The organism is Ruegeria sp. BA12, from assembly GCF_056539625.1.
Genome location: NZ_JBQFVF010000003.1, coordinates 262441 through 286567, shown reverse-complemented (window position 1 = coordinate 286567; position 24127 = coordinate 262441). Strand labels below are relative to the sequence as shown.

Below are 24127 nucleotides of genomic sequence, written 5' to 3'. Positions count from 1 at the left end.
GCGAAAACGAAGGAGAATACTATGTCGTTATACTGGTCTGCGTTGCTATTTGCGGTCTGCGCGAACATTTGCACAAACGTCTCGTTCAAACTGGCTGTGCAACAGCTTTCAGGACCTTTCGATATTCGTGCCCTTGTGGTTTCGCCCTGGGCCTGGGCCGGGTTGATCAGTGGTTTGCTGTTGCTGAGCAGCTTTATTGTCGCCATCCGCGGCCTTGAACTGAGTATCGCCTACCCGGCCGTCACCGGATTGGCGATGGTCGGCATTCTTGTCGTCGGATATTTCTTGTTTTCCGAGACACTGAACCTGCAAAAAATCGTTGGCATCGGGCTGGTCATCGCTGGTGTTTTTGTCCTGTCACAGGTGAAACAAGCCTGAGGCCTGGTCTAAACAAGCCCGGTGCGACTGGTCCAATCCCGCAACAGATCTATATGTTGGCAAGCAAACCTTCGCACATTTTTCGAGGTCTTTTTCAGAAAGCATTGCCGCAGCACGGAATTTAAGGAATAATTTGGTCAGGCTTCTTTTGGCCTCAAAAATACGCAGTGTCGAACGAGTAGTGGGGCGTTGCCCCGTCAGGTAACAATAATCAAATTTTAACCCAAGGTGGTTCACAGTTTTGCCATGATTTAGGCGCGGAATCATCGTGGGCGCTCGCTCCAAGGCATCACTCTTGCCAGTTTGGAGGGGGACACGACCAAGGTCACAGCCGGAGGGCCGAAAGAAATGATGGGAATTTTCGGAATAGCCATCCTTGTTGGCCTATGTGCTGGCGGTTTTGCCTTATATTCCGGTTCTTCTATCCTGATGGCATTGGGGGCCTATATTCTGTTTGGCTGGCTGTTCATTCTGGCAGCTCTCATCGTGATTGGGGTGGCCAAATTGTTGCACAATCGACTCCGCAAACACGATCACGCCTATTCCGGCTAAGCGCCGCTGGGCGGTTTCCATGTTGCTTAGTGTCCTGTTGTACTGAAACTTCCCTCATTCCATGTAAAAGTTATCCATATTCGAACTTCGTGTTTCTCGCGCCTGCCATTATGCCGTGAAATTCAAAGATGCGTCTCATTCCGCTTGTCTGGGCTTGCCTTTAGCGATGCGTGAAAAAAGTCGACCGTCGGTCACGGCAAAGCCCAAAGCAATGATGGCGAACCCAATCCACGCACTCGGCTCCATCCTCTCACCAAGGAATGTCACGCCAAGACCGATAGCAAACGGTGGGATCAGCAGCGTCACCAAAAGAAGATTGGCCGCACCCGCACGCGCAAGAATTGCAAAGTAAAGAACATAGGCCAATGCCGTTGACAACGCGGCCATCCCAAGAAGCGCAGACCAAACGCCTAAAGACAAATCAAAATTGGGGGCGCCATCCATCAAAAGAACAATTGGGATCATAAGCACGGTGCTGCCAATCAGCATACCGAGCGCATTCACAAGCGGCGGTTGGCCTGAAAGGGCAGTTCTGCCCCAGACGCCGGCAAAAGCATAGGAAAGTGTGGCCCCAAGGATAGCCAACTGTGCCAGGTTGCTGGGATTGAACTCAGTCAACGCACTTGGTCCCATGATAAAGGCCACACCCAATATACCTAGCGCAGCACCTGCTATCTTCTTTGGCGTCAACGGCTCATCCTTGAGAAGCAAACCAGCCACAACTGCTGCGAACATTGCCGTCGTTGCATTTAAAATTGACGCAAGTCCACTGTCGATCTGCGTTTGTCCCCAGAAGATCAGCGAGAATGGGATGGCATTGTTGAGCGCGCCCATAACAAGATAAGCGCCCCATATCCGAGGGGTGCGTGGCACGCTCAATCCTTTGATTATGACGATCAGGGCAAGAATAGGAACCGCCCAGATCACCCTGTGCAGCGTAATTGTCAGTGGCGGCACTTCGGTCAGGGCAACCTCGCCGAAGAAAAACGAACCGCCCCAAACGGCCGCAAGCAACAGCAGCATGGCAGTGGCCTTCAAATCCATCGATGGCATGGGCTGCGGAGTCATTTATTGCCGGTTCCTCGTTGATGCTTCTCCTAAAAAACTAGTCCGCGCGCCCCCAACACCGCGACCCGATTCTTGCGGAAAGCTCTCTAATAATGGTCACTCGACCAAATCCGCGACTTCCAAGAAGGCGATGAATTACCTTGTTGCGCATAGCCAGGCATTTGCGAGATTTCGCACGTTCGCGCTTCTACTTCTCTACACGCCTGGAATTGAAAGATATTTCTGGGGTTTTAATCCTGATCCGCAAGACGCAAAGGCTTAAATTCCCTGATCCGTGCCATTCTAAAACAGGAAATTATTCCGCCGCCTCAAGCAATCTTTCTAAGGGCACCTGGATTTTCCGTTGAACGCCCCGCGGTCATCAACGACGCCTCATAAGATCTCAAAACCGGGCGCGCAGCCTCAACACCCCGCCCTGATTGCAAATCAAGTTCCGGAAACAACGTCTGGATTTCCGAAACATCCTCTTCATCCAGCGCGGCTGTCCCCGCTTTGCCAAGAAGAAGGCTTTCTGACGCGACACCATTGGCCCAGACAATCTGGTGATCATCAAAAAGCAGATGGAAATACTCGACTTCGCCACCGATGCGCACAGATATTCCGTCACCGTCAACCAGATACTTTGCTGCTGCCAAAACCTGTGGGCTGGCAAACTGCAACTCGATGTCGGCGCCTTGTAACAGAAGGCGATGTTGCGGGCTGACCTCGAATGTGTCCTCGGCGCCCAAAACACCCGCGCGGATTCGGATGGGTGCGAATTTTCCAATAGCCGCCATCGTACGTCGACCGATCCAACGAATTGGTTGTGCGCCGCTATCCATGGTCAGCACCTGATCTCCCGCTTTCAGGGACTCGATGGGCCTGGGCCCGTCCGGGCAGGCAATCAACGCCCCCCGCACAAAACACAACGGATCGGAATCGGCCCTTTCCCCGAACAGCGAGTATCCGGTATTGAAGCCGTTCGCATAGATCGGCGAGACCAATTGAATCGACTCGATCGCGCTTGCGTCGATCGCGTCCTGATCCGCGTTATCCTGAAATTCCGGTGCCCAATAGGTGTTGCCGTTGGTATCTTGAAAAACAACAGCTGTAATACTTACGGTCGAGCCATCGGTATATGTAATGACAGCATCGAATTGCATTGCTGCATCAAACGACTGCGGCGACCCACCGTCGATGCTGAACTGATCGTTCGAGACGTTGTTGTCCAGATCATAGGCCGTAGAATCCCCGCCGCTGAAACCAGACCCTGCCTCGGCGAAAGTCTGTCTACTGTCAAACAGAGGATTTCCCGCAGACCCATAGGTGCCAAGGGACGAATTCACTGCGCCGGTTGAAAGGGTTTGGTTGCCTTCAGCCGTGTCCCAGATTTGCTGGTTGCCAAGGGAAAAGACGGTAAATGTTGTCGGCATGGAAAACTCGTAAAAAACAAAAAACGAACGTACAGCAGTCAAATAACCTTCGGCTTCTTAACAATTCAAGAATTTTTATTTGTGGATCGGGTTTGGTGGTCAAAACAAATACCGAAACGTGTCTTATTGGTATCTGGGTCGGGCTGGTCAATCATCAGCAGAGTACAGATCTTTATCGTGTAGTGATGCGCAAAAGAACCGAACCCGTGTTGCGCATCAATTACTTACGGTGCAAATCCTTGATGGTCTGTTTTCTCATGTTAGGATCGCGTTCATGCTCAACTTGGTGCAAGTGAAGATCGCATTCGAAAGAGCTATTAAAAACACTGTTGATAGAAAGCAGTCTGTTGGGCCAAATACCTGCAACTGTACTGTTTTTCGATACAGCAAACAATAAAGGCCAAAATGGCCAGTCCACCAACGGAGGTCACACAATGACTATTTCAAACTCTCTGAAGCCTGCTTTGCTGGCTTCAGCCGCACTGCTGTTAAGCCAGGGCGCTGCTCTGGCCGATCCCATCAAGATTGCTGTCAACGAATGGACCGGTCAGCATATCTCGGCCCATTTTGCAGGGGCGCTGTTCGAACAGCTGGGCCACGAGGTCGAGTACGTGACCGCCGGTGCCGTGCCGCAGCTGGCCGCCATTGCCGAGGGCAGCCTGCATTATCAGCCGGAACTTTGGACCAACAATGTCGGCGACATCTACCCCAAGGCCGTTGAGGCCGGGGATATCATTGTTGTTGGCGGCCTGGGGCTTGAGCCGCAGGAAGGCTGGATTTATCCGCCATACATGGCCGAAAAATGCCCTGGCCTACCGGCCTATGAGGCGCTGTATGACTGCGCGCAGGCTTTTGCCGCCGCGGATACCTTCCCGGATGGTCGTCTGATCACCTACCCGGCAGACTGGGGAACCCGGTCAGCCGATCTGGTTGAGCTGATCGATCTGCCGTTCAAGCCGGTTCCGGGCGGTTCCGAAGGAGCGATGCTGGCCGAACTGAAAAGCGCCGTGGCCGCCGAGCAGCCTATCCTGATGATGATGTGGCAGCCGCACTGGGTCTTTGCCGAGACCGATGTGAACTGGGTCGAATGGGACACGCCGCATGGCACCTGCGACGAGGCCAGCCAGAAACGCGGCGAGGCGTGCGGCTTCCAGCAGGCAACTGTCGATAAGATCGTCTCGAAAGATTTCGCGTCGACCTATCCGGATGCGATGAAGATGGTTGAGCAAATGAACCTGACCAACGACGTACAGAACGTACTGATCCTGGAAGTGGATCAGAACGGGCGCGAAGTCAAAGAAGTCGTGGCCGAGTGGATGGGCGCAAACGAAGACGTGTGGCAGCCTTGGGTTGCAGCGGCAAAACAGTAACCCGTCTCTGACCATGGTGGAGCGCGACATATGCGCTCCACCCTTTGTAAGGCTGCTAAAATGACTGCATCTTCCCCACCCAGCACCCCGAAACTGTCCTGCAAACATGTTTGGAAACTTTACGGTAAAGGGGCGGATCAACATCTGCGCAACATCGGTGTGGCAGGTCAGGTCCCAAGCGAGGCCAAGGCCCTGGCTCAACACATTCGCGATGACGGCGGCATTGTCGCCTCGACCGATGTCAGCTTTGATGTCATGCCGGGCGAGATTTTTGTGATCATGGGGCTTTCAGGTTCGGGTAAGTCCACCATCGTGCGCTGTCTGTCCCGTCTGGTCGAACCCACCGCCGGGGAAATATTGCTGGATGGTGAGGATCTGCTGAAGGTCTCGGCGAAGGAACTGATAGACATTCGCCGTCACAAGATGGGGATGGTGTTCCAAAGCTTTGGCCTGATGCCGCACCTGAACGTTCTGGAAAACGTGGCCTTTCCCCTGAAGTTGCAAGGGTTGGACGACAAAGAGCGTCTGGAGCGCGCCGAGCGCGTGATCTCATTGGTCGGCCTAGAAGGGCGCGAAAGCAGCTTTCCCAGCCAATTGTCGGGCGGGCAGCAACAGCGTGTCGGCATTGCACGGTCGCTGGCTGTAGAACCAGAGGTCTGGTTTCTGGACGAACCCTTCAGCGCGCTGGACCCATTGATCCGACGCCAGATGCAGGACGAGTTCCTGCGGCTACAGCAAGAGCTGCACAAATCTATCGTCTTCATAACCCATGATTTTCTTGAAGCGCTGCGCATTGCCGATCGAATGGCAATCATGAAGGATGGCGCAGTGGTTCAGATCGGGCGCCCAGTCGATCTGATCCTGAACCCCGTCGACGATTATGTGCGTGAATTCACCAATGACGTCCCGTGGGAGCTGATCCTGACGGCGGGCGATGTGGCTTCGGACAACGTCCCGCCGAGCGGGATCAAAGAGGTTCCGGCCTCAACCAATGTGGCCGATCTGCTGCCCTATCTGGCCTCACACGACAACGGGGTGGCCGTGCGCAAGGACGACAATGCGCTGGTACACATGACCAGTCAGAACGTGATTGCCGCTTTGGCCAGCGGTGTATCAGACGCCTCAGCGGTCAAGGACTGACCTAATGGATGCAGTTTCGAACAGATCGCTGGTGGTCTGGCTTGCGGTCACAGTGCTTGTGGCCATTTGCGTCGTCTTTGCCAAAAGCCTTGGGCCACTGGTCACCTATCCTGATGCACTGGTTCTGCCGGTAACCGACCCGATGAATATCGCGATGCGGTGGTTTGTGGTGACCTTCGGCTGGTTTTTCAAAGCCATTTCTTGGCTGTTGGATTGGCCCATCCTTTTGGCCAAGACGGTTCTGCATGCGGTGCCATGGGTGGCGTGGTTTATGCTGTGGGTCTATCTGGCCCTTCGTGCAGGGGGTCGGGGACTTGCGATCTTTACCGCCGTCAGCCTTTTATACATGGTCACGTTTGGGTTCTGGACACAGTCCATGAACTCTTTCGCGCTTGTGGTTGTTTCGATTCCAATGGCGGTGGCACTGGGCTTTGCGCTGGGAACCTGGGGGTTTCTGTCTGACCGAGCCTATCGGATCATCATGCCAGTCCTGGATCTGATGCAAACCGTTCCGGCCTTTGCCTATCTGCTGCCGATCCTGCTGTTGTTCGGATTTGGCACTACGGTCGGTTTGGTCGCTTCCATCCTGTTCGCCTTTCCTCCAATGGTGCGCAATACCATCGTTGGCCTGCGCGGTGTTCCGGACGAAGTGATCGAGTCCGGCCTGATGAGCGGTGCCACCCCATCCCAGCTTTTCTGGCGCGTGCGAGTTCCAACGGCGCAGCGGCAAGTCCTGCTGGGGGTGAACCAAACGACGATGGCATCATTGTCCATGGTGATCATTGCATCGATCATCGGCGGCACAAACGATATCGGCTGGGAGGTGCTATCGACCATGCGCAAAGCGCAGTTCGGTGAAAGCCTATTGGCAGGGATCGTGATCGCGTTGATGGCCATGGTGCTGGATCGGATCACCTGGGGGTTCGCGGTGCAGTCCAGTTCAGCTAAACGCGGGGCCAAAGGCTGGATCATCTGCGCTGCGCTGTTTGGCGTTGCTTGGCTGCTGGCCATGGTTTTCCCACCCCTCAAAGACTGGCCCGAAGCGTGGGTGCTGAACCCCGCCCCGGCTATGAACGCGGGGCTTGAGTGGATCTTTGTCGAATTCCGCACCACGCTTGAAGCAATCAAACGTGTCGCGCTGTTCTACCTGATGCTGCCAATCAAGATCGGGCTGTCTCAGGCCGTCAGCCCGTTTACCTGGGGTTTTGCCATGACACCCGCCGTGACCACGGGATATGCACTGATCGTCGCGGCAATAGCTGGGTATTTCGCGTTCAAAGGCAAGCAGTTGCAAGCTCTTTGGGTGATCCTGTTCGGGCTGGTTCTGTATTCCGGCCTGACCGGGCTGGCCTGGATTGCGCTTTGCGCCGTGATCCTGGCCCTGGCCTGGCAGGCCGGAGGAAAGAGCCTTGCACTCTGGGCGCTGGCCGGGGTCGCTTTTTTGCTTCTGACCGGAATTTGGGAACCGTCAGTCATTTCCTTGTACCTCTGCGGCGTAGGCGTTCTGCTGTCATTTCTGTTCGGCAGCGCCATCGGCATCTGGGCGTCCGAGAATGACACTGTGTCCCGCATAGTAAGGCCCGTTATCGACACGTTACAGACCATGCCGCTATTCGTGATCCTCATTCCCTTTGTGATGGTGTTCAAGATTGGTGAATTCACGGCTCTTCTGGCCATTATCGTATATGCGATTGTTCCGGCGATCCGATACACCGAACATGGGCTACGCAACCTGCCGCATGACGTGATCGAGGCGGCAACAGCCATCGGAACGACGCCCCGGCAGTTGCTGTGGCAGGTGAAATTGCCACTTGCGGTGCCATCAATCATGCTGGGCCTAAACCAGACAATCATGTTCGGGATTTCAATGTTGGTGATTACCGCCCTGGTGGGCACTGACGATCTGGGCCAGCAGATTTATATCGGCCTCGGAGATGGCGATTTCGGGGTCGGGATGACTGCCGGGATAGGCATGGCCATCATCGCAATGATCGCCGACCGCATCACACAGGGGTTCAGCCAGCAAATTCAGGCGCGTCTGGGGGTGAAACTCAACGACGCCCTTTAATCTCCAGCGGTACGATATACTGAACACACGGCCTGACAATGTTACGCGGCGGCTCCCGAAAGGTCCAAAGGCCGCAGCGGTTGACCGATAGGGTATGATCTATCATCCTGCCCCGTAACGGACTGGCCCGGCGCAGTTATTTTCACGTTGAGCGTAAATTTCAAACAAGGCTTGTAACATGCCCGATGGATCGCAGAAGCAATATGTGCTGGACACACATCGGCTGCGCGATCCTGAGCACACTCTGCAAATTGTTAAACCTTATCTAAAGGCCATGGGCATCACCAGGATTGCAAACCTGACTGGCCTGGACCGGATCGGATTGCCCACCGTGATGGTTGCCCGGCCCAATTCCCGGTCGGTTGCGGTGTCATTGGGCAAAGGGTTGTCGCTGCACGCGGCTCAAGCTTCAGGCGTGATGGAAGCGATTGAGTCCTGGCATGCCGAACGGGTGCAATTGCCGCAGCGTCTGGCCAGATATGCCGAACTGGCCCAAGATGCGACTGTGGTTGAGGTGACCAAGCTACCGCGTGTGACCGGCGGGCATTTCGATCCGCAGGCCAACATGTTATGGGTTTTAGGCCAGGATCTGGGTACGGGTCACGCGTGCTGGGTTCCGCTTGAGATGGTCGATACCGACTATACCACCGCGCCGGTTGGCGGTCAGGCTGCCTTTCCTCGCACGACCAACGGTCTGGCGTCGGGAAACAACGTGGCCGAGGCCAGCTGTCACGCCATCTGCGAGTTGATCGAACGGGACGCCACAACAATGTGGCATCACCGTGCGAGCGCCCCCCGCCTTGATCCAGACACTGTGGATGACCCGCGCTGTCGTCAGGCCATCGAAATGATTGCCACCGCCGGGCTTGAGATCGGGTTGTGGAACACGACTTCAGATATAGGAATTGCCAGTTTCCGCTGTGTGATTTGCGAAGGCGGCGGACAGCCCGGCCATATCGGTATTGGTGATGGTTGCCACCCAGACCGTGCGATCGCCTTGCTGCGGGCCCTGACCGAGGCGGCACAGACGCGACTTACCTATATCTCTGGCGCGCGGGATGATCTGGATCCAGAGGAATTCACCGATCAGGCCAAGATGGATCGGGGGCGCTATGTGCGTGACCTAATTGATAGTGCCGCAGCGGATCAAAGATTTGACGATTGTCCGTCTCATGTGACCGGGTCCTTTGACGAAGACCTGGAATTGCTGCTGCAACGGCTTGCCGCCGTGGGCATTTCACAGGTGGTGACGGTTGATCTGTCGCGGCCTGAAATTGATATCGCCGTGATCCGGGCTGTGATCCCCGGGCTGGAGGCTCCGCATGACGAGCCAGATTACGTGCCCGGCCCCCGGGCACAGCGCATAGTGGATGGTTTGGCATGACGGCAGTTGTTTTTGTGGGACCTACCCTGACGTCTGACGCAGTGGCCGAACATCTGGATGCGACCATTCTGCCACCCGTTCGACAAGGCGACGTCTATCGTGTCGCGCGCGAAAAACCGACCGCAATCGGGATCATAGACGGATTTTTCGAAGGGGTTCCATCGGTATGGCACAAGGAAATCCTATGGGCGATCGAACTGGGTATTCCGGTCTTTGGCAGCGCCAGCATGGGCGCGTTGCGCGCGGCCGAGCTGGCTGATTTCGGAATGATCGGGGTTGGTCAGATCTTTCAGGACTATTACACCGATGTCCTGCAGGATGACGATGAGGTTGCCGTGCTACACAGCCCGGCCGAACTGGGGTTCCAACCTCTCAGCGAGCCGATGGTGTCGATCCGCGCAACTGTGGAGCAAGCGCAGGCTGCGGGTGTCCTGCCTACGGACACGGCGTCTGAGATGCTACATCTCGCCAAGGTCATGCACTATCGCCAGCGAATTTGGGCGGATATTATCTCTGCCGTGCAGGACTTGCCAGGAGTGGACGGTTTCGCGGATTGGCTGCCGACGGGTCGGGTCGACGCCAAGGCGGTTGACGCATGCGCCATGCTGACCCGCATGTCGGATCACTTGAATGGTACACCTTTGCCCGCGACCGAGGTGACGCGTACCGAACCAACCCTGATGTGGAAAGCCTTATGCGCAAGGGTGGATGGCGGTGAGCCGAAAGCTGATCGCGCCATTGTCGACGAATTGCGTCTGAACCCTGACTTATACGCGCAATTGAAAGATCGCGCCGCGTTGGCGCTGCTGTCGCGCGAAGATGCCTCTAGACGGGATCGTACCCCTACACGCGCTGATCTGGTCCGGAAGATGGACGATCATAGGGCGGCAACAGGCTTGTCACGGCGGTCTGACCTGATGGCGTGGATTGAGGCGAACGATCTGAACCCCGAAAGCTATGAGGCTATGCTGGCAGACGCTGCGCGGATCGACGCCACCGTTGCATCCCGCGCGAGCTATTTGGACACACAACTGCTGTCAGAATTGCGTCGCACGGGTCAATACACCCTGTTGCGGGATCGGGCCGCCAGCAAGGGACAGAACGCCATTCCGGCGGGCTCATCCGGAGTGGATCGTTTGCGGGTGCTAATGTGGTATTTTGAATCTCGTCTTGACCAACAGGTGCCTGATGATCTTGACTCCTACGCAGTGGCGCTTGGTCTGACCGGGCGCGATGCGTTTTATGACCTGATAGAAGCCGAGTTTTTATATTGCCATAAAAGTGCCGACGCCGGAGCCGCCGATTAAAGGCCGCCGGAATTGACCGGGCACGATACCGGAGGGCGTTTTGTGAACTACCCCGAACAGATCGAAGACGAAGAACCCGGCACTCGATTCCTGCTGTATCCGCAGTCGCCTTTTCTGGAACCTGATGCCCCATTGGAACTGGTCGAAATCTCTGCCCCTCAGGGCAGTATCGGCCCGGGGCCGTCCGGGCCGCGCATGTATACGGTGAACCCGGTGGGAAAAACCACGCCTTACGGTGCCATTATACCGGGGCCGAACGGTCCGGGCATGTACCTGCCACCATGGGACGGATATATCCATCCGCCGGCAATGCCGGATGAGTTCGGAAATTTCATCCATATCGACCCAACCGACCCGGCCTTTGAGGCTGCGCATCTGTATGGTTCAGCCCATTTCACAATGGATGTCTGGCAGGGGTATTTCGACCGTCAGATCCCTTGGCACTTTGCCCGGGACTTCGACCGTCTGGAACTGTCACTTCTGCCCAGCCTCGACAACGCGCATATCGGTTGGGGTTTTCTGGAAACCGGTGGCACCCATGAACACGGGAATGAATACCGCCCTTACAGCCTGAATTTCGACGTGGTCGCGCATGAAGTCGGCCATGCGATTATTTACAGTGTGATCGGAATGCCAACAGACGGAGATGCCTCGGGCGAGTATTACGGGTTTCACGAATCCGCTGCCGATCTGGTGGCTCTGCTGGCGTCATTGCACTTCGGTTCGGTGGTGGACGCGTTGCTCGAAAACACGCGGGGGAACCTCTATACTTTCAACCGCCTCAGCCGTTTTGCCGAACTGTCGGACAACGCGCAGATCCGGATTGCCGCCAATGATCGGACTATGTCGGAATTCGCCGCCGGATGGTCCAGCGAGCACGCGTTGTCCGAACCCCTGACCGGTGCGATGTTCGATGTGTTCGTCGACATCTACCACGAACGATTGCTGGTGCATGGCCTGATCTCGGCGGAAGAAGAGGACCTGTCGGACCAACTGGAAGGCACGCCAGAATACAGCCAAGTGATGCAGGGTATTTTTGACAAGCGATACGCCGAAAACCCCGAAGGGTTCCGCATCGCCCTTATTGAGGCGCGCGATTATCTGGGCACCTATCTGGCCGACGCGTGGGAGCGACTGGACGCGGATATGCTAAGCTATTTCGGTGTCGAAAAGGCTTTGCTGGCCGTGGATCAAGAGATTTCCGGCGGCGCATTTCGTCGCATCATCGAAGGCAATTTCCGCATGCGCGATATCGGCCTGACAACGGCCGGTCCTCGCGTGCCGGACCCCGATGAAGACAGTCATTCCGATTCAGTTCGCACGCAGGTGCCGGGTTAGCGCCTAAAATCCTTTATTTTTAAACGGTTTTATGGCATGCAATCTTGGGGTGATTATTGGAATGTATTTGCTCGAATTATTTGTTCGAGTCTAATTTAAAGGGGGGAGATGAGGGTTCAAACTCCGTCGATCCCATAGTTGGGAGAAAATGAGATGTCCGAATCTTTGCTCAGTTTTTCAGAAGTGTTGTTGTTTGGCCGTTTGTTGAATGATCTGAAGGTCGCAGCTTCGAAGAATGTGACGCCGGCTAAAACCGTAAAGCTTGTTGCGAAGAAAAAGGTCAAAGTGAACAAGACTTTGTCCGTCGCGGATGACACTATCGACGGTGAAGAAGTTGCGAACGACGAAAAGGTTCTGATTACCGGAAATCGTCCGAAAAAGAATGGTATCTATACTGTAAAAGTAACGAACTCCAACTATACACTAGAGGATCAGACACGGGTGAAAGAGGGCGCTCTTGTTAAGGTCGCCGATGGGGACAAATACGCAGACAGCTATTGGGAACAGACTTTGCCCACGCCGACTGGCTTCAATAAGCAAGAGTTTGTATTCCGCAAGGAACTTTCAGAAAAACTTGGAGCCAATCAGCAGCTCAAAGATCAATATGGCGATGACGCCAGATTGGCGCGTATCTATGGGTTCTCTTACGAGGGCACCTATTATGAGTTGCCGGAGCCCACTATTTTCCTGGTTCACGGAAAGGGTGAAAGCCCAACTGAAGGTAACAAACCCGGTAACCTTGCGTCCAGAGCCCCGAGTGACCCAACCCTCTCTGGCGTTGCTTCAGCTGATTATCAGATCGCCAACGACATCAAGGTGTGGGACTATGACAAGGCCGATTACACCGTCCGGATGGATGTAATGACTGGTCAGTTTGAACAGGTTCTGCTGGATATCTTTTTCGGCTTTGACAGCCCGGCCGTTGGCGGAGCCCGCGTGAGTGGCGCGCGTGTCAGCGGAGCTCGTGTCAGTGGGGCGCGCGTCAGCGGTGCCCGTGTGAGCGGAGCCAGGGTCAGCGGTGCGCGCGCACGAGGCTCAGAAGACTGACGCAGTTTTACAGTATCGGGAAAGAACACGGCAGGCCCTTGCAAAACAGGGCCTGTCTTTATTTAGAAACCTGCCTTTTTCAGGCCCCCAACAAAATGTTGCGTGTCTTCTTCTAACTTGTCCGGCTGCACTGTTTCCCAACGTGCCAGTGAAAAATTAGGATGCGCGACACGGTGCTTATCCGCGATCTGACGCGCAATGTCGGTTTCACCAAGTTGTGCATAGCTTGCTGCCAGCAAACGTTGCCCTTCTGTAGGGTTGTTCATCTTGTTTACGGCGTCGATGGCGTCTTGATACTGCCTGAGATTGAAATATGCCCCACCCAGATGCCATAAGTATTGGTCCGGGAAGTATGGATTCAACCGCATCGCCTGCTGCAGATGAGTGATTGCCGTTTCGTTGTCACCGTAGTGAGCCAGCGCGTCGGCATAATCTGAATGCATATCGGCGTCGTTGGGATTCAATGCCAACGCCCGCCTATACGACTGTAGGGCCGCGTCATGTTCCTTGCGGTATAGGTGGACATACCCCAATTCACCAAAACCGCGCGCGTCCGTGGGATCCAGTTCAATCGCCCGCTGTGCGAAAGTCAGCGCCTGATCCAGGGCTTGCGTAGGATCTTCGGACCAGGAATAGCGCCAGTCGATATTCAGCGTTCGTGACAGGGCAGCCGCAGCGCGTGCATAACCCCCATCCCGGTCAAGCGCACTCTGATAGAAGTTTTGCGCCTTCCGGTTGTCATTCCTGGTGTATTTGAAGATGTGATACTGGCCCTGCAAAACAGAGCCATAAGCCTCGAGGTCGGATGGGACCGACTGGATCATCCGCTGCTTTTCATGCGACTCGATCATCACCGCGGTTGCGGCCACGATGCACTCGGTCACCTCATCCAGAATGTCGAAAATATCGTCGATATTACGATCAAACCGCTCACCCCAGATGGTGCGTTCGGTTGAGGCATCGATCAGTTCCGCCGTGATCCGAATGCGGCTGGCCGAGCGACGCACGCTGCCCCGCGCGATATACCGCACGTTGAGCTTTTGCGCGGCCTCTTTCGGTGGCATCCCCTGCGTCTTGAAGAAAAAGGACGAGTTCCGCGCGATTACGAACAGATTGCGGAACTTGGACAGGTTCATGATGATGTCGTCGGTCAGCCCTTCGGCAATCCAGCTGTCGGATTCGTCTCCGCCATTACTGCTGAAGGGCAGAACCGCCACCGAGGGTGTATCGGGACGTTCCAGAATATTTCCTGGCATATCCGGCCGCATCGTTCCAGCCATCGTGGCGCCAGCGACTTCGCTGCGGACACAATAGGTCGAGACAGGCGCAAGGATGTTCTTCAGGTGTTGCGGACCGAGAAATTCATAACCATAGCGCAGCCGGTTACAGACCTGATCATAAACGGCGGAACTGACGTAAACCCTTTCTGGCTCAGCAATTTCCTGAAGACGCGCCGCGATATTCACATTGTCGCCATGAATGCCGCGATCGTCGATCAGGATTTCGCCCAGATGGACGCCCGCGCGAAAGTTGATTCGTTGTTTTTCGGCGCGATCCTGATTGTGCTGGCTGGCAATGCGGTGCAGTTCGACGCCGAACTCCACGGCACTGGTGGCAGTTTCGAACAAAGCCAGAATACCATCGCCGCGCACCTCGACCACCCGGCCCTGAAAACGCGCGCAGGTCTCTTCAAGATGAGAAATCAACGATTTCAATGCGTTATAGGTGTCCAGCTCGTTCTCACTCATCAGGCGGGAATACCCGACGACATCGGCAAACAAGACTGCACCCAGCTTCTGCGTTATGGAAGAGTTTGGACTCGTGGTGTTCACATTCATAACTCGTATTAGGGGCTGCGTTCGAACCCTATGGTCACCTTATAGCAAAATGTGCCTCTGCGCTTGCAGAGCAATTGCACACCCCGTTAGTCACACTTATCAACCTGTGGTGGCCAAGACCAGCTTGGGCACCCGTTCTCTCCGAAAGTCACAACTGTTTCTGAGCTAATGCTTTTTGCCAGGGTCGGACGAGTATTCATCCAATCCTGACGGAGAAGTCCAACAACAATCATGTCATGAAACGTTCCGTCTGCATACCAGGCTTGCCGCATGGTACCTTCGACCTGACATCCCAGTCTTTCCACAAGGTCGCGGCTGATATGATTATCCTGCCTGTAATATGAGGTCAGCCTGTTCAAACCCAGTTGACGGAATGCAAAATCCGCCACCAGTGCCGTCGCTCTGATGGCAAGGCCCAAACGCCGAACCGATTTTTCGACAAACATGGCGATGACCGCGTCCCGGTTTACCGGGGAAATCGCCTCGAGCCCAACAATCCCCACCACTTGTCCGCTATTGGAGACGACAACGAACCAGCACTTTCCGCTGCCGCCTGACGCGCTAAATGCATCGCGCCAGACGTCTTCGGTTTGCGCAAGGTTGAACGGAATCCGCGATGTACGATCAAATCGGCCGAGGTCCTCGATATCCTGAAACCAGGGTGTGATTACCTCCAGATCTGCTTTTTCAAGTGGGCGCAGTTTGAATACGCTGTCGGACTTGTCTGACAATGGACCAACTACCTTTAACTAATATCAGAAAATATACACCCCAGAGCCTAACATACATAGGCAGCAAATACGAAATGAGAAAACAGCGGCCCGGCGATTATATACCTATGGTTGCGAAGATCAGACCCCGACGTGCCGAAGATCAACATGCCCTTGGTCGCACGATCCTGAAGTATGCCCCGCACCGGTTTGTCTATTGCACGCCCAAGGCGGCGGTGATTTGGTCACATCGAACAGCCTATTGCCGTCGTCGGCGGCTGGACCAACTGAGTTGAAAGGGAACAGGATATGAAGCTGTTACGCTATGGGCCGGTTGGCGCGGAAAAGCCCGGTATTTTGGATGAGGCCGGTAAAATCCGCGATCTGTCGGGGATTGTTGACGATGTAACTGGCGCGATGCTTGGCGATGAAAGCATGGCGCGGCTGCGTGGGCTCGACCTTGGAACATTGCCTGTCGTCGACGGTGATCCGCGGATTGGGGCATGTGTCGGGAATGTTGGTAAATTCGCCTGCATCGGCCTGAACTATGCCGATCACGCAGCCGAAAGCGGTCTGGACCTGCCCGACGAGCCGGTGGTTTTCTTCAAGGCGACCTCTGCCATCGTAGGTCCGAATGACACTGTCGAAATCCCGCGCGGTTCGGTTAAGACCGATTGGGAGGTTGAACTGGGCGTCGTCATCGGTAAGCACACCAAATATATTTCCGAAGCCGAGGCGCTTGACCACGTAGCCGGATATTGTGTGATCAACGATCTGTCCGAGCGGGATTTTCAACTCCACCGCTCGGGCCAATGGGTCAAAGGTAAATCGGCCGACACGTTCGGCCCGATCGGACCTTGGCTGGTCACCCGGGACGAGATCGCCGATCCACAGAACCTGCAGATGTATCTTGAGGTGAACGGGCATCGCTATCAGGATGGTTCGACCAATACGATGCATTTCAATGTGGCCACAGTCATTTCGCACCTGTCACAGTTCATGTCACTGCAGCCAGGGGATGTGATCTCAACCGGAACACCACCGGGTGTGGGTATGGGACGGACCCCTCAGATCTATCTGAAACCCGGTGACAAGATGGAACTGGGCATCCAAGGGCTGGGCGTGCAGCGACAGGACGTAGTGCAGGGCTGAACACCCTTACTCTGGCCAGGGCAAGGAATAGGTCTTGACGTTGGTGAAGAATTTCATCGCCTCGATGACCCCTTCTTTGACCCCGTTGCCGCTGTCCTTGATGCCCCCAAAAGGCGACATTTCGATCCGGTACCCGGGCTGTTCCCAGATATTGCAGGTTCCGACATTCAGACCATTGATATAGGCAATCGCGCGGTTCAGATCGTTGGTGCAGACGCCCGAGGACAGGCCAAACGCAGTTCCGTTTGAGATTTCCATGACCTTGGCGTCATCATCCGGCACGCGGACGATGGGTATAATGGGACCGAAGGTTTCTTCCATCACCAGCTCGTTGGTGTGGGGAACCTTGTCGACAACAATCGGCGGCAAAAGCGCGCCCTGACGACCGGGGTGATAGAGAATCACCGCGCCCTCGCCTTCAGCCATGTAAACACGTTTTTCGAACAGTTCTGCAGCCTCGGAATGGATCACGCAGCCCAGTTGCGTTTCAGGATCCTGCGGATCGCCAAAGCGAATGGCCTTGGCCTTTTCCAGAACCAACGGCACAAATCTATCCGCCACGCTGTCCTGTACGAGAACACGTTTGATCGCCGTGCAACGCTGCCCGGAATTGCCAGTGGCCCCGGCCACGGCGATGGCTGCGGCCCGGTCCAGATCAGCCTCGCTCAGATCGTTCAAGACGATCAGGGGATCGTTGCCGCCCAACTCTAGCGCCTGACGTTTAAACCCCGCTTTTTCAGCAATCATTTTGCCCACCGGCACCCCACCCGTGAAGGTGATGATGTCGATGTTTTCATTGGTGACCATCTCATCACCAATGTCCTGTGGCCAGCCAGTGACCACCTGGAACATCTCGGGCGGCAACCCTGCCTCGTACAGGATGTCAGCCAGTGTCAGCGCTGTCAGCGGGGTCAATTCGGTCGGTTTGCAGACCATGCAATTGTTGGTGGCAATCGACGGGGCAACCTTGTGGCTGACCATGTTCAGGGGGTGGTTGAAGGGCGTGATCGCGCTGATGGCTTTGACCGGTTCGCGTTTAGTGAAAATCTTCCGCTGCTTGCCATTATGGGTCAGATCGCACGAGAACACCTCACCATCATCCTTCAGCGCTTCGGCTGCGGCGAACTGAAATACATCCTGCGCCCGCTTGGTTTCGTAAATCGCATGCTGGTGGCAGATGCCAAGTTCCAGCGTCAGCCACTTCGCCAGATCGTCGCGTTTTTCACCGATCAATTCACCTGCGCGCTGCAGAATCTGGCTGCGTTCGTACCGGGTAAGCTTGGGGGTATAACTTGCAGCGACCTCAAAAGCCTTGCGTGCGTGTTCGGCGGTGCCTGCTGGCACCGTGCCAATAACCTCGTTGGTATAGGGGTAGTGAACGGGAACCGTAGCCTCGGTAAAAACGATCTGCCCCCCGATGCGCATGCCTTCGTTGCGAATGTCGGATGTATTCATGATCCCGTCCATTTTTCTTAAGCGCCGCTTTTGTTTCATAGATAAATACGTCAATTATCCTGTAATTCGTCTCGTACCGTCAGAACGCCATTTTCGTACCAGAGAAATCCCTGCTCATGGTCCGTCAGAATCCGTGCGACACCTAATTGTTATCCTTAATGCAAAGGGCTTGGAAATTGTTCAGGCATTTTGTATTTTGGATACAAGTTTCCAGTACCCGAGACGAAGTGAATGCCCAGAACGCGTGCGATCCCCCGACAAAGCCTGCCCGACGTCATCACCAACGATCTGCGCGAGCGGATTCTGAGCGGTGAAATCGCCGAAGGTGAAACCATTCGTCAAGAGGCACTGGCTGAGGATTACGACGTCTCGCGCATGCCGATCCGCGAGGCGCTGAAACGGCTGGATGCCGAGGGCCTCGTGCAGCTAACCAACAACCGAGGTGCTGCGGTCACATCGCATTCCCTGTCCGAAATCGGAGAGATTTTCGACCTGCGGGTCTTGCTTGAGGTGGATCTTTTCAAACGCGCCATTCAGCAGATGACTGCCGCCGATTTCAACGAATGCGATCGGATTCTGGATGCGATGGAAAAGTCCTATGATGCATATGATGTGGGCCGCTGGGGCAGCTTGAACAATGAATATCACATGGCGCTTTACGCCGCTGCCGGTCGCGGGCTGAGCAACGAAATCCTTCAGCGGGTAAACGTGCAGTCCGACCGCTATGTTCGCATGCATCTAAGTGTCATGGAGCAACGCGAACCCGCCAAGAAAGACCACCGCGAGCTATTGTCGCTGGCCCGTGCGGGTCGGGTCGATGATGCCTGTGACCTGCTGACCCGGCATATCCAGCGTACCAAGGAACAATTGCTAGCCATGATAACGGCGACGCGTAAAACCGAATAAGCGGGTTTAGTCCAACGGGTGCAGGCAAGCGACCTGATGCCTGTCTCCGCTCAGCTCGGGCGGCGCGGCGCGGCATTCTTCGGTGGCCAGCCAGCACCGCTGCGCAAAGGCACAGCCCTTGGGGATATTCATTGGGGACGGCAATTCACCTTCCAGCTTGATCCGCTCTTTCCGGGCCTCAGGGTCAGCGCGGGGTGTCGTAGACAACAGAGCCTTCGAATAGGGATGACGGGGCGCGGCGAATAGCAACTCTTTTGGGGCTTTTTCAACCGCGCGGCCCAAATACATGACGATCACATCATCTGCGAAGTGTTTTACCACCGACAGGTCGTGCGAGATGAACAGATAGGCAAGGTTCAAACGCTCCTGCAACTCGACCAGCAGGTTCAGAATCTGCGATTGGATCGACACGTCCAGCGCCGAGACCGGTTCGTCCAACACAAGTACTTTGGGGTTCAGCATCAGCGCGCGGGCAATGGCGATGCGCTGGCGCTGACCGCCTGAGAACATGTGCGGATAGCGGTCGTAGTGCTCGGGGCGCAGGCCGACAAGGTCAATCATCTCACGCGCTCGGGCCTCGCGGTCGGCGGCAGACATGTCGGGGCGGTTGATGATCAGCGGTTCCTGCAGGATCTGCCCGATCCGCTGACGCGGGTTGAGCGAACCATAGGGGTCCTGAAACACGATCTGCACCGTCTCGCGCATTTGCGCCCATTTCGACGGGGTAATGTCGACCCCATCAATGGTCAGGCTGCCCGAGGTCGGTTCTTCGATCATCGTTACCACCCGCGCCAGCGTGGATTTTCCGCAGCCGGATTCTCCGACAATCGCCAGTGTTTTGCCGGGTTGCAGGTCAAAATCCACACCTGACAGCGCCTTGACCGTTGCCGGTTTCGACAGCAATCCGCCTTTGACAGAATAGAATCTGGCCAATGCGCTGGCCTGAACGATGGGGGCGGTCATGCCAGTTCTCCGGCGGTTATCTTTTCAACATAATGGCAACGGGCCTTACCGAAATCCGCGCTGTGCGGGGTTGGCGGCAGAGATCGGCAGAGGTCGTCCGCATATTGGCATCTGGGGCTGAACAGGCAGCCTTTGGGCCGGTCGAACTGACCGGGCACGACACCAGGAATAGTCGGCAACAGTTTCGAGGTCGCCCGTTCTGGCAACGCGCTCAGCAAGGCAGCCGTATAGGGGTGGCGCGGGGTGCGGAACAAGTCCTTGACTGGCTGCTCCTCGACCTTTTGACCGGCATATTGCACCTGAACCCGTTCAGCGGTTTCAGCGACCACACCCATATCGTGCGTGATCAGTACCAGCCCCATCCCTTGTTCGTCCCGCAGCCGAACCAACAGGTCCAAAATTTGCGCCTGAATGGTCACGTCCAGCGCTGTTGTCGGCTCATCTGCGATCAGCAGCTTGGGATTGCAGGCAATGGCCATGGCAATCATGACGCGCTGGTTCATCCCGCCCGACATCTGGTGCGGAAAGGTGTTCAGGCGGCTTTCGGGGGCCGGGATACCGACCTGATCAAACAGCTCGATGGCGCGCTGGTGGCGATCCCTGCGATTCAGGCCGAGGTGAATCCGCAAGGCTTCCTTGATCTGGAAGCCGACTGTGAAACAGGGGTTCAGTGACGACATCGGCTCTTGAAAGATCATGGCGATGTCTTTGCCGATGATCTTACGGCGGTCACGAGCCGAAATTTTGGTGAGGTCGATGCCTTCAAAACTCAGTTGATCGGCGGTGATCGTAGCCGTCCATGGCAGCAGGCCCATCAACGCCAGCATCGACACGGATTTACCCGAGCCGCTTTCGCCGACGATGGCCATAAGCTCACCCTTGTCGACGGACAGATCGACGCCATCCACGGCGCGGAATTTCCCCGAAGCGGTGGCGAATTCGACGGTGAGGTTTCGGATGTCCAACAGGCTCATGTCGTCAGCTCCGCTTTAGTTTCGGGTCCAGCGCGTCGCGCAGACCGTCGCCCATCAGGTTGATGGCCAGCACGGTGACCAGGATGGCCAGGCCGGGGAATGTCACAACCCACCATGCACGCAGAATGAACTCTCGCGCTTCGGCCAGCATGGTGCCCCATTCTGGCGTGGGCGGCTGCGCGCCCATGCCTAGGAAGCCAAGGGCTGCGGCGTCCAGAATGGCGGTCGAGAAGGACAGCGCCGCCTGCACGATGATCGGGGCCAGGCAATTGGGCAGCACGGTCTTAAACATCAGCCGCGCTTTGCTGGCACCGGCCACGCGGGCCGAGGTGACATAATCCTTCTGACGTTCAGACAAGACCGAGGCACGGGTCAGACGCACGTAGTGCGGCTGAAAAACGATGGCGATGGCGATCATGGCGTTGGTCAGAGAGGGCCCGAGTATGGCGACCAGTACCAATGCCAGCAGTAGCGACGGGAAGGACAGAATGATATCCATCACCCGCATGATCATCGTATCAACCCATTTGGGTGCAAAGCCGGACAACAGACCAATGATCACACCGCCTGTCACGGCCACACAGACCACAACGATGCCGACAAAGAAGGAATAGCGGGATCCCATGATCAGGCGCGACAGCATATCCCGGCCCAGTGGGTCAGTGCCCAGCGGAAAGGCCCAGCTGCCACCCTCTTGCCACGCCGGGGGCTGCAGGATGTGATTGCGGAACTGTTCCGTCGGATCGTAAGGCGCCAGCAGCGGAGCGAAGGCGGCGCACAAGACAAACGCGGCAAAAACCCAAAGCCCCATGACCGCGCCGCGGTTTTCGCTGAAGTAATACCAGAACTCGCGCAATGCGCTGGGGCGGTCTTCGGTTTTGGGTGGGGTTGCGGATAGTTCAGCCATCACCGCCTCCGGATTTTGGGGTTGATGATGCCGTAGAGGACATCGACCAGCAGGTTCACCAGCATGACAATCACCGCGATCATCAACAGGCCACCCTGCACCACCGGATAGTCACGGCGGAAAATGCTGTCGACCATCCACTTGCCGATACCCGGCCAGCTAAAGATCGTCTCGGTCAGGATCGCCCCGGCAAGCAAGGTACCGACCGACAGGCCGATCACGGTAATCACCGGGATCAACGCATTGCGCAGTGCATGCAGCCCGTTGATCCGTGTCGGCGCCAGACCCTTGGCGCGGGCAGTGCGGATGTAATCCTCGCCCAAAACCTCAAGCATGGCCGAGCGTGTCTGACGTGCAATGACCGCCAGCGGGATGGTGCCCAGTACGATCGTCGGCAGGATCAGGTGCCGGACGGCCGAACCAAACGCCCCCGCCTGGCCTGACAACAGACTGTCGATCAGCATGAAACCGGTGACACTGGGGAAATAATACAGCAGGTCAATCCGACCCGAGACTGGCGTCCAACCCAGATTGCCCGAGAACACGATGATCAGCAGCAGAGCCCACCAGAAGATCGGCATCGAATACCCGACCAGGGCTGACGACATCAGCGCCCGATCGAAGAACTTGCCCCTGTTCACCGCCGCGATCACGCCGGCAGGCAATCCCAGTGCCACCGCAAAGATCATTGCACAAAGCGACAGCTCCAGCGTGGCAGGGAACAAGGCGAAGAACTCATCCCAGACCGGCTTTTTGGTGACAAAGCTCTCGCCCAGATCGCCATGCAGGACGCCGACAAGGTAATCCCAGTATTGTTGCAGGACCGGTTTGTCGAAGCCCAGCTTCTCGACCATCTCCTGATAGCGTTCCTCGGTCATGCCGCGTTCGCCAGCCATGACGATGATGGGATCACCGGGCAGAACCCGAATGAACATGAAGGAAATCAGCGTCACGCCCAGAAATGTCGGAACGAACATGCCAAGGCGTGTGAGTAAGTAGCCAAACATCAGCGACCTATGATTGTGAGATCTTTGGGAAAGCGGGTCAGCGACCGGCAGCCATCCCGTGTAACAAGCACGTCATCTTCTATGCGAACGCCGAAATTGTCCAGATCATAAAGGCCCGGTTCGTTGGTCCAAACCATTCCGGGCAAGATTTTCTGGTCATTCCCGCGCATGATATACGGTGCTTCGTGGACGTCCCGGCCCAGACCATGTCCGGTCTTGGTGCGGATGCGGTGGGCAAAAGGCGAAGCCTCAAGCACGCTGATGACCGCGTCGTCGATATCGTGCGCGGTCACCCCGGGGCGGCAGGCCTCGAAACCGGCGAGATTGGCGCGCAGGACTGTATCGTAGACCGCCCTGCCCTCGTCCGAGACCTCTTTGACGAAAAAGGTCCGGGTAATATCGGCGGCAAAACCGTGTTTGCGGGCACCGAAATCGAACAACAGCGCGTCGCCGGGTTTGATTCTGTAATCCGCCCGCGCCTTACCATGCGGCTGCGCCGAGTTATCACCCGCGGCCACAATCGGCGCAAAAGCCAGCGAGGCGGCGCCTTCGGCAAACAACGCCTGGATCAGGGCCTGTTCGATCTGAACCTCGGTCTGGCCGACACGCACATCCTCAATGACCCGCTGCAACGCCCGTTCCGAGATATCAATCGCAGCCTGTAGCGCCGCGATATCCTCATCGGTCTTGATGATACGCAGACCAGAAATCTCACGCTCGCCGTCCACAATGCGCAGATCCGGCATCGCGCGGGTTAGTGCCTTGGATACGAAAACCCGCATCACCTGCCCTTCCACCGCCAGTGACGACAGTGGCATACGCGCGGCCAGCGCGGTAAAGGCATCGTCATAGCCTGCCTGATCGCGCCAATCAAAGACAGCGCCGTCAAACCCGACCAGCGCCCATGACCCCAGCTCAAGATTTGGCACAATCGCAGCTGGGGCACCTTCGGCTGGGATCACAACCACGAAAGGCCGTTCGTGGCTCATGAAGGGTTTTCCCAAAGCGCGGGTGAAATTCGGGCCAGGCACAAGCGCCACGGCGTCTACTGACATGTCCTTTGCCAGTTGACGGTACTCGGACAAATCCGGCATTCGCGCCGACCTCCAGAAATAGAAAACCGGAGCCGCCAATTTGGGCGGCTCCGGTCA

At 56.2% G+C, this 24127-nt stretch carries 21 protein-coding genes; 11 read left to right on the top strand and 10 right to left on the bottom strand.

Features of this window, described 5'->3' with window-relative positions:
* The first annotated feature begins 21 nt into the window (after positions 1–21).
* Together ACR0B0_RS09195 and ACR0B0_RS09190 are read left to right on the top strand one after the other, a co-directional pair.
* Entirely contained in the window at positions 22–378 is a 357-nt protein-coding gene (locus ACR0B0_RS09195) for a DMT family transporter (RefSeq protein ID WP_170350077.1), read from the top strand.
* Between the two features lie 348 nt (positions 379–726).
* The gene (locus ACR0B0_RS09190; RefSeq protein ID WP_170350076.1) at positions 727–930 is read left to right on the top strand and encodes a hypothetical protein; all 204 of its coding nucleotides are present in this window, start codon (positions 727–729) and stop codon (positions 928–930) included.
* A gap of 135 nt (positions 931–1065) precedes the next feature.
* Here the strand turns inward: ACR0B0_RS09190 and ACR0B0_RS09185 are convergent, their stop codons facing one another.
* Both ACR0B0_RS09185 and ACR0B0_RS09180 read right to left on the bottom strand, forming a co-directional pair.
* Positions 1066–1953, bottom strand: a complete 888-nt coding sequence (locus tag ACR0B0_RS09185) for a DMT family transporter (RefSeq protein ID WP_480647495.1) — start codon at positions 1951–1953, stop codon at positions 1066–1068.
* Positions 1954–2306: 353 nt separating this feature from the next.
* Positions 2307–3410 (bottom strand): Hint domain-containing protein, encoded by a 1104-nt coding sequence (locus tag ACR0B0_RS09180; RefSeq protein WP_480647441.1) that lies wholly within the window; start codon positions 3408–3410, stop codon positions 2307–2309.
* A gap of 434 nt (positions 3411–3844) precedes the next feature.
* Here ACR0B0_RS09180 and ACR0B0_RS09175 point away from each other — a divergent pair, with 434 nt between their 5' ends.
* The 7 genes from ACR0B0_RS09175 (at position 3845) to ACR0B0_RS09145 (ending at position 13064) form a co-directional block, all read left to right on the top strand.
* The gene (locus tag ACR0B0_RS09175) at positions 3845–4780 is read left to right on the top strand and encodes an ABC transporter substrate-binding protein (protein ID WP_170361707.1); all 936 of its coding nucleotides are present in this window, start codon (positions 3845–3847) and stop codon (positions 4778–4780) included.
* Between the two features lie 60 nt (positions 4781–4840).
* On the top strand, positions 4841–5920 hold the full coding sequence (locus ACR0B0_RS09170; protein WP_480647439.1) for a quaternary amine ABC transporter ATP-binding protein: 1080 nt from the start codon (positions 4841–4843) through the stop codon (positions 5918–5920).
* A gap of 4 nt (positions 5921–5924) precedes the next feature.
* Positions 5925–7988: an ABC transporter permease gene (locus tag ACR0B0_RS09165; protein WP_480647437.1), complete on the top strand. Its 2064-nt coding sequence runs from the start codon at positions 5925–5927 to the stop codon at positions 7986–7988.
* A gap of 178 nt (positions 7989–8166) precedes the next feature.
* Positions 8167–9372, top strand: a complete 1206-nt coding sequence (locus ACR0B0_RS09160; RefSeq protein ID WP_480647435.1) for a YcaO-like family protein — start codon at positions 8167–8169, stop codon at positions 9370–9372.
* Positions 9369–10679 carry a TfuA-like protein gene (locus tag ACR0B0_RS09155; protein ID WP_170350070.1) on the top strand — a complete coding sequence of 437 codons (1311 nt, stop codon included), beginning with the start codon at positions 9369–9371 and terminating at the stop codon, positions 10677–10679. The genes ACR0B0_RS09160 and ACR0B0_RS09155 overlap by 4 nt, the downstream gene beginning before the upstream one ends.
* A 42-nt stretch (positions 10680–10721) precedes the next feature.
* Positions 10722–12017, top strand: a complete 1296-nt coding sequence (locus ACR0B0_RS09150) for a gluzincin family metallopeptidase (RefSeq protein WP_170350139.1) — start codon at positions 10722–10724, stop codon at positions 12015–12017.
* Positions 12018–12170: 153 nt separating this feature from the next.
* Complete coding sequence (locus tag ACR0B0_RS09145; protein WP_170350069.1) at positions 12171–13064, top strand: hypothetical protein; 894 nt, start codon at positions 12171–12173, stop codon at positions 13062–13064.
* A 62-nt stretch (positions 13065–13126) separates the two neighbouring features.
* Here the strand turns inward: ACR0B0_RS09145 and ACR0B0_RS09140 are convergent, their stop codons facing one another.
* Together ACR0B0_RS09140 and ACR0B0_RS09135 are read right to left on the bottom strand one after the other, a co-directional pair.
* Positions 13127–14845, bottom strand: coding sequence for an adenylate/guanylate cyclase domain-containing protein (locus ACR0B0_RS09140; RefSeq protein ID WP_254440214.1), 1719 nt, complete (start codon positions 14843–14845; stop codon positions 13127–13129).
* Between the two features lie 143 nt (positions 14846–14988).
* Positions 14989–15633: a GNAT family N-acetyltransferase gene (locus ACR0B0_RS09135; protein ID WP_170350067.1), complete on the bottom strand. Its 645-nt coding sequence runs from the start codon at positions 15631–15633 to the stop codon at positions 14989–14991.
* Between the two features lie 288 nt (positions 15634–15921).
* Between ACR0B0_RS09135 and ACR0B0_RS09130 the strand changes: the two genes are divergently transcribed.
* Entirely contained in the window at positions 15922–16764 is an 843-nt protein-coding gene (locus ACR0B0_RS09130) for a fumarylacetoacetate hydrolase family protein (protein WP_480647433.1), read from the top strand.
* A 6-nt stretch (positions 16765–16770) separates the two neighbouring features.
* Here the strand turns inward: ACR0B0_RS09130 and phnY are convergent, their stop codons facing one another.
* Positions 16771–18219, bottom strand: a complete 1449-nt coding sequence (gene phnY / locus ACR0B0_RS09125) for a phosphonoacetaldehyde dehydrogenase (protein ID WP_480647431.1) — start codon at positions 18217–18219, stop codon at positions 16771–16773.
* A 231-nt stretch (positions 18220–18450) separates the two neighbouring features.
* Here phnY and ACR0B0_RS09120 point away from each other — a divergent pair, with 231 nt between their 5' ends.
* Positions 18451–19125 carry a GntR family transcriptional regulator gene (locus tag ACR0B0_RS09120; RefSeq protein ID WP_170350064.1) on the top strand — a complete coding sequence of 225 codons (675 nt, stop codon included), beginning with the start codon at positions 18451–18453 and terminating at the stop codon, positions 19123–19125.
* A gap of 6 nt (positions 19126–19131) precedes the next feature.
* Here the strand turns inward: ACR0B0_RS09120 and ACR0B0_RS09115 are convergent, their stop codons facing one another.
* The 5 genes from ACR0B0_RS09115 to ACR0B0_RS09095 are packed head-to-tail and all read right to left on the bottom strand — an operon-like array spanning position 19132 to position 24070.
* Positions 19132–20088, bottom strand: a complete 957-nt coding sequence (locus ACR0B0_RS09115) for an ABC transporter ATP-binding protein (RefSeq protein WP_170376836.1) — start codon at positions 20086–20088, stop codon at positions 19132–19134.
* Complete coding sequence (locus ACR0B0_RS09110; protein WP_170350062.1) at positions 20085–21062, bottom strand: ABC transporter ATP-binding protein; 978 nt, start codon at positions 21060–21062, stop codon at positions 20085–20087. The genes ACR0B0_RS09115 and ACR0B0_RS09110 overlap by 4 nt, the downstream gene beginning before the upstream one ends.
* A 4-nt stretch (positions 21063–21066) precedes the next feature.
* Positions 21067–21969, bottom strand: a complete 903-nt coding sequence (locus ACR0B0_RS09105; protein WP_170350061.1) for an ABC transporter permease subunit — start codon at positions 21967–21969, stop codon at positions 21067–21069.
* Entirely contained in the window at positions 21969–22976 is a 1008-nt protein-coding gene (locus tag ACR0B0_RS09100; RefSeq protein WP_170376837.1) for an ABC transporter permease subunit, read from the bottom strand. The genes ACR0B0_RS09105 and ACR0B0_RS09100 overlap by 1 nt, the downstream gene beginning before the upstream one ends.
* Positions 22976–24070 carry a M24 family metallopeptidase gene (locus tag ACR0B0_RS09095; RefSeq protein ID WP_480647428.1) on the bottom strand — a complete coding sequence of 365 codons (1095 nt, stop codon included), beginning with the start codon at positions 24068–24070 and terminating at the stop codon, positions 22976–22978. Before ACR0B0_RS09095 ends, ACR0B0_RS09100 begins: the two co-directional genes overlap by 1 nt.
* Between the last annotated feature and the right edge of the window lie 57 nt (positions 24071–24127).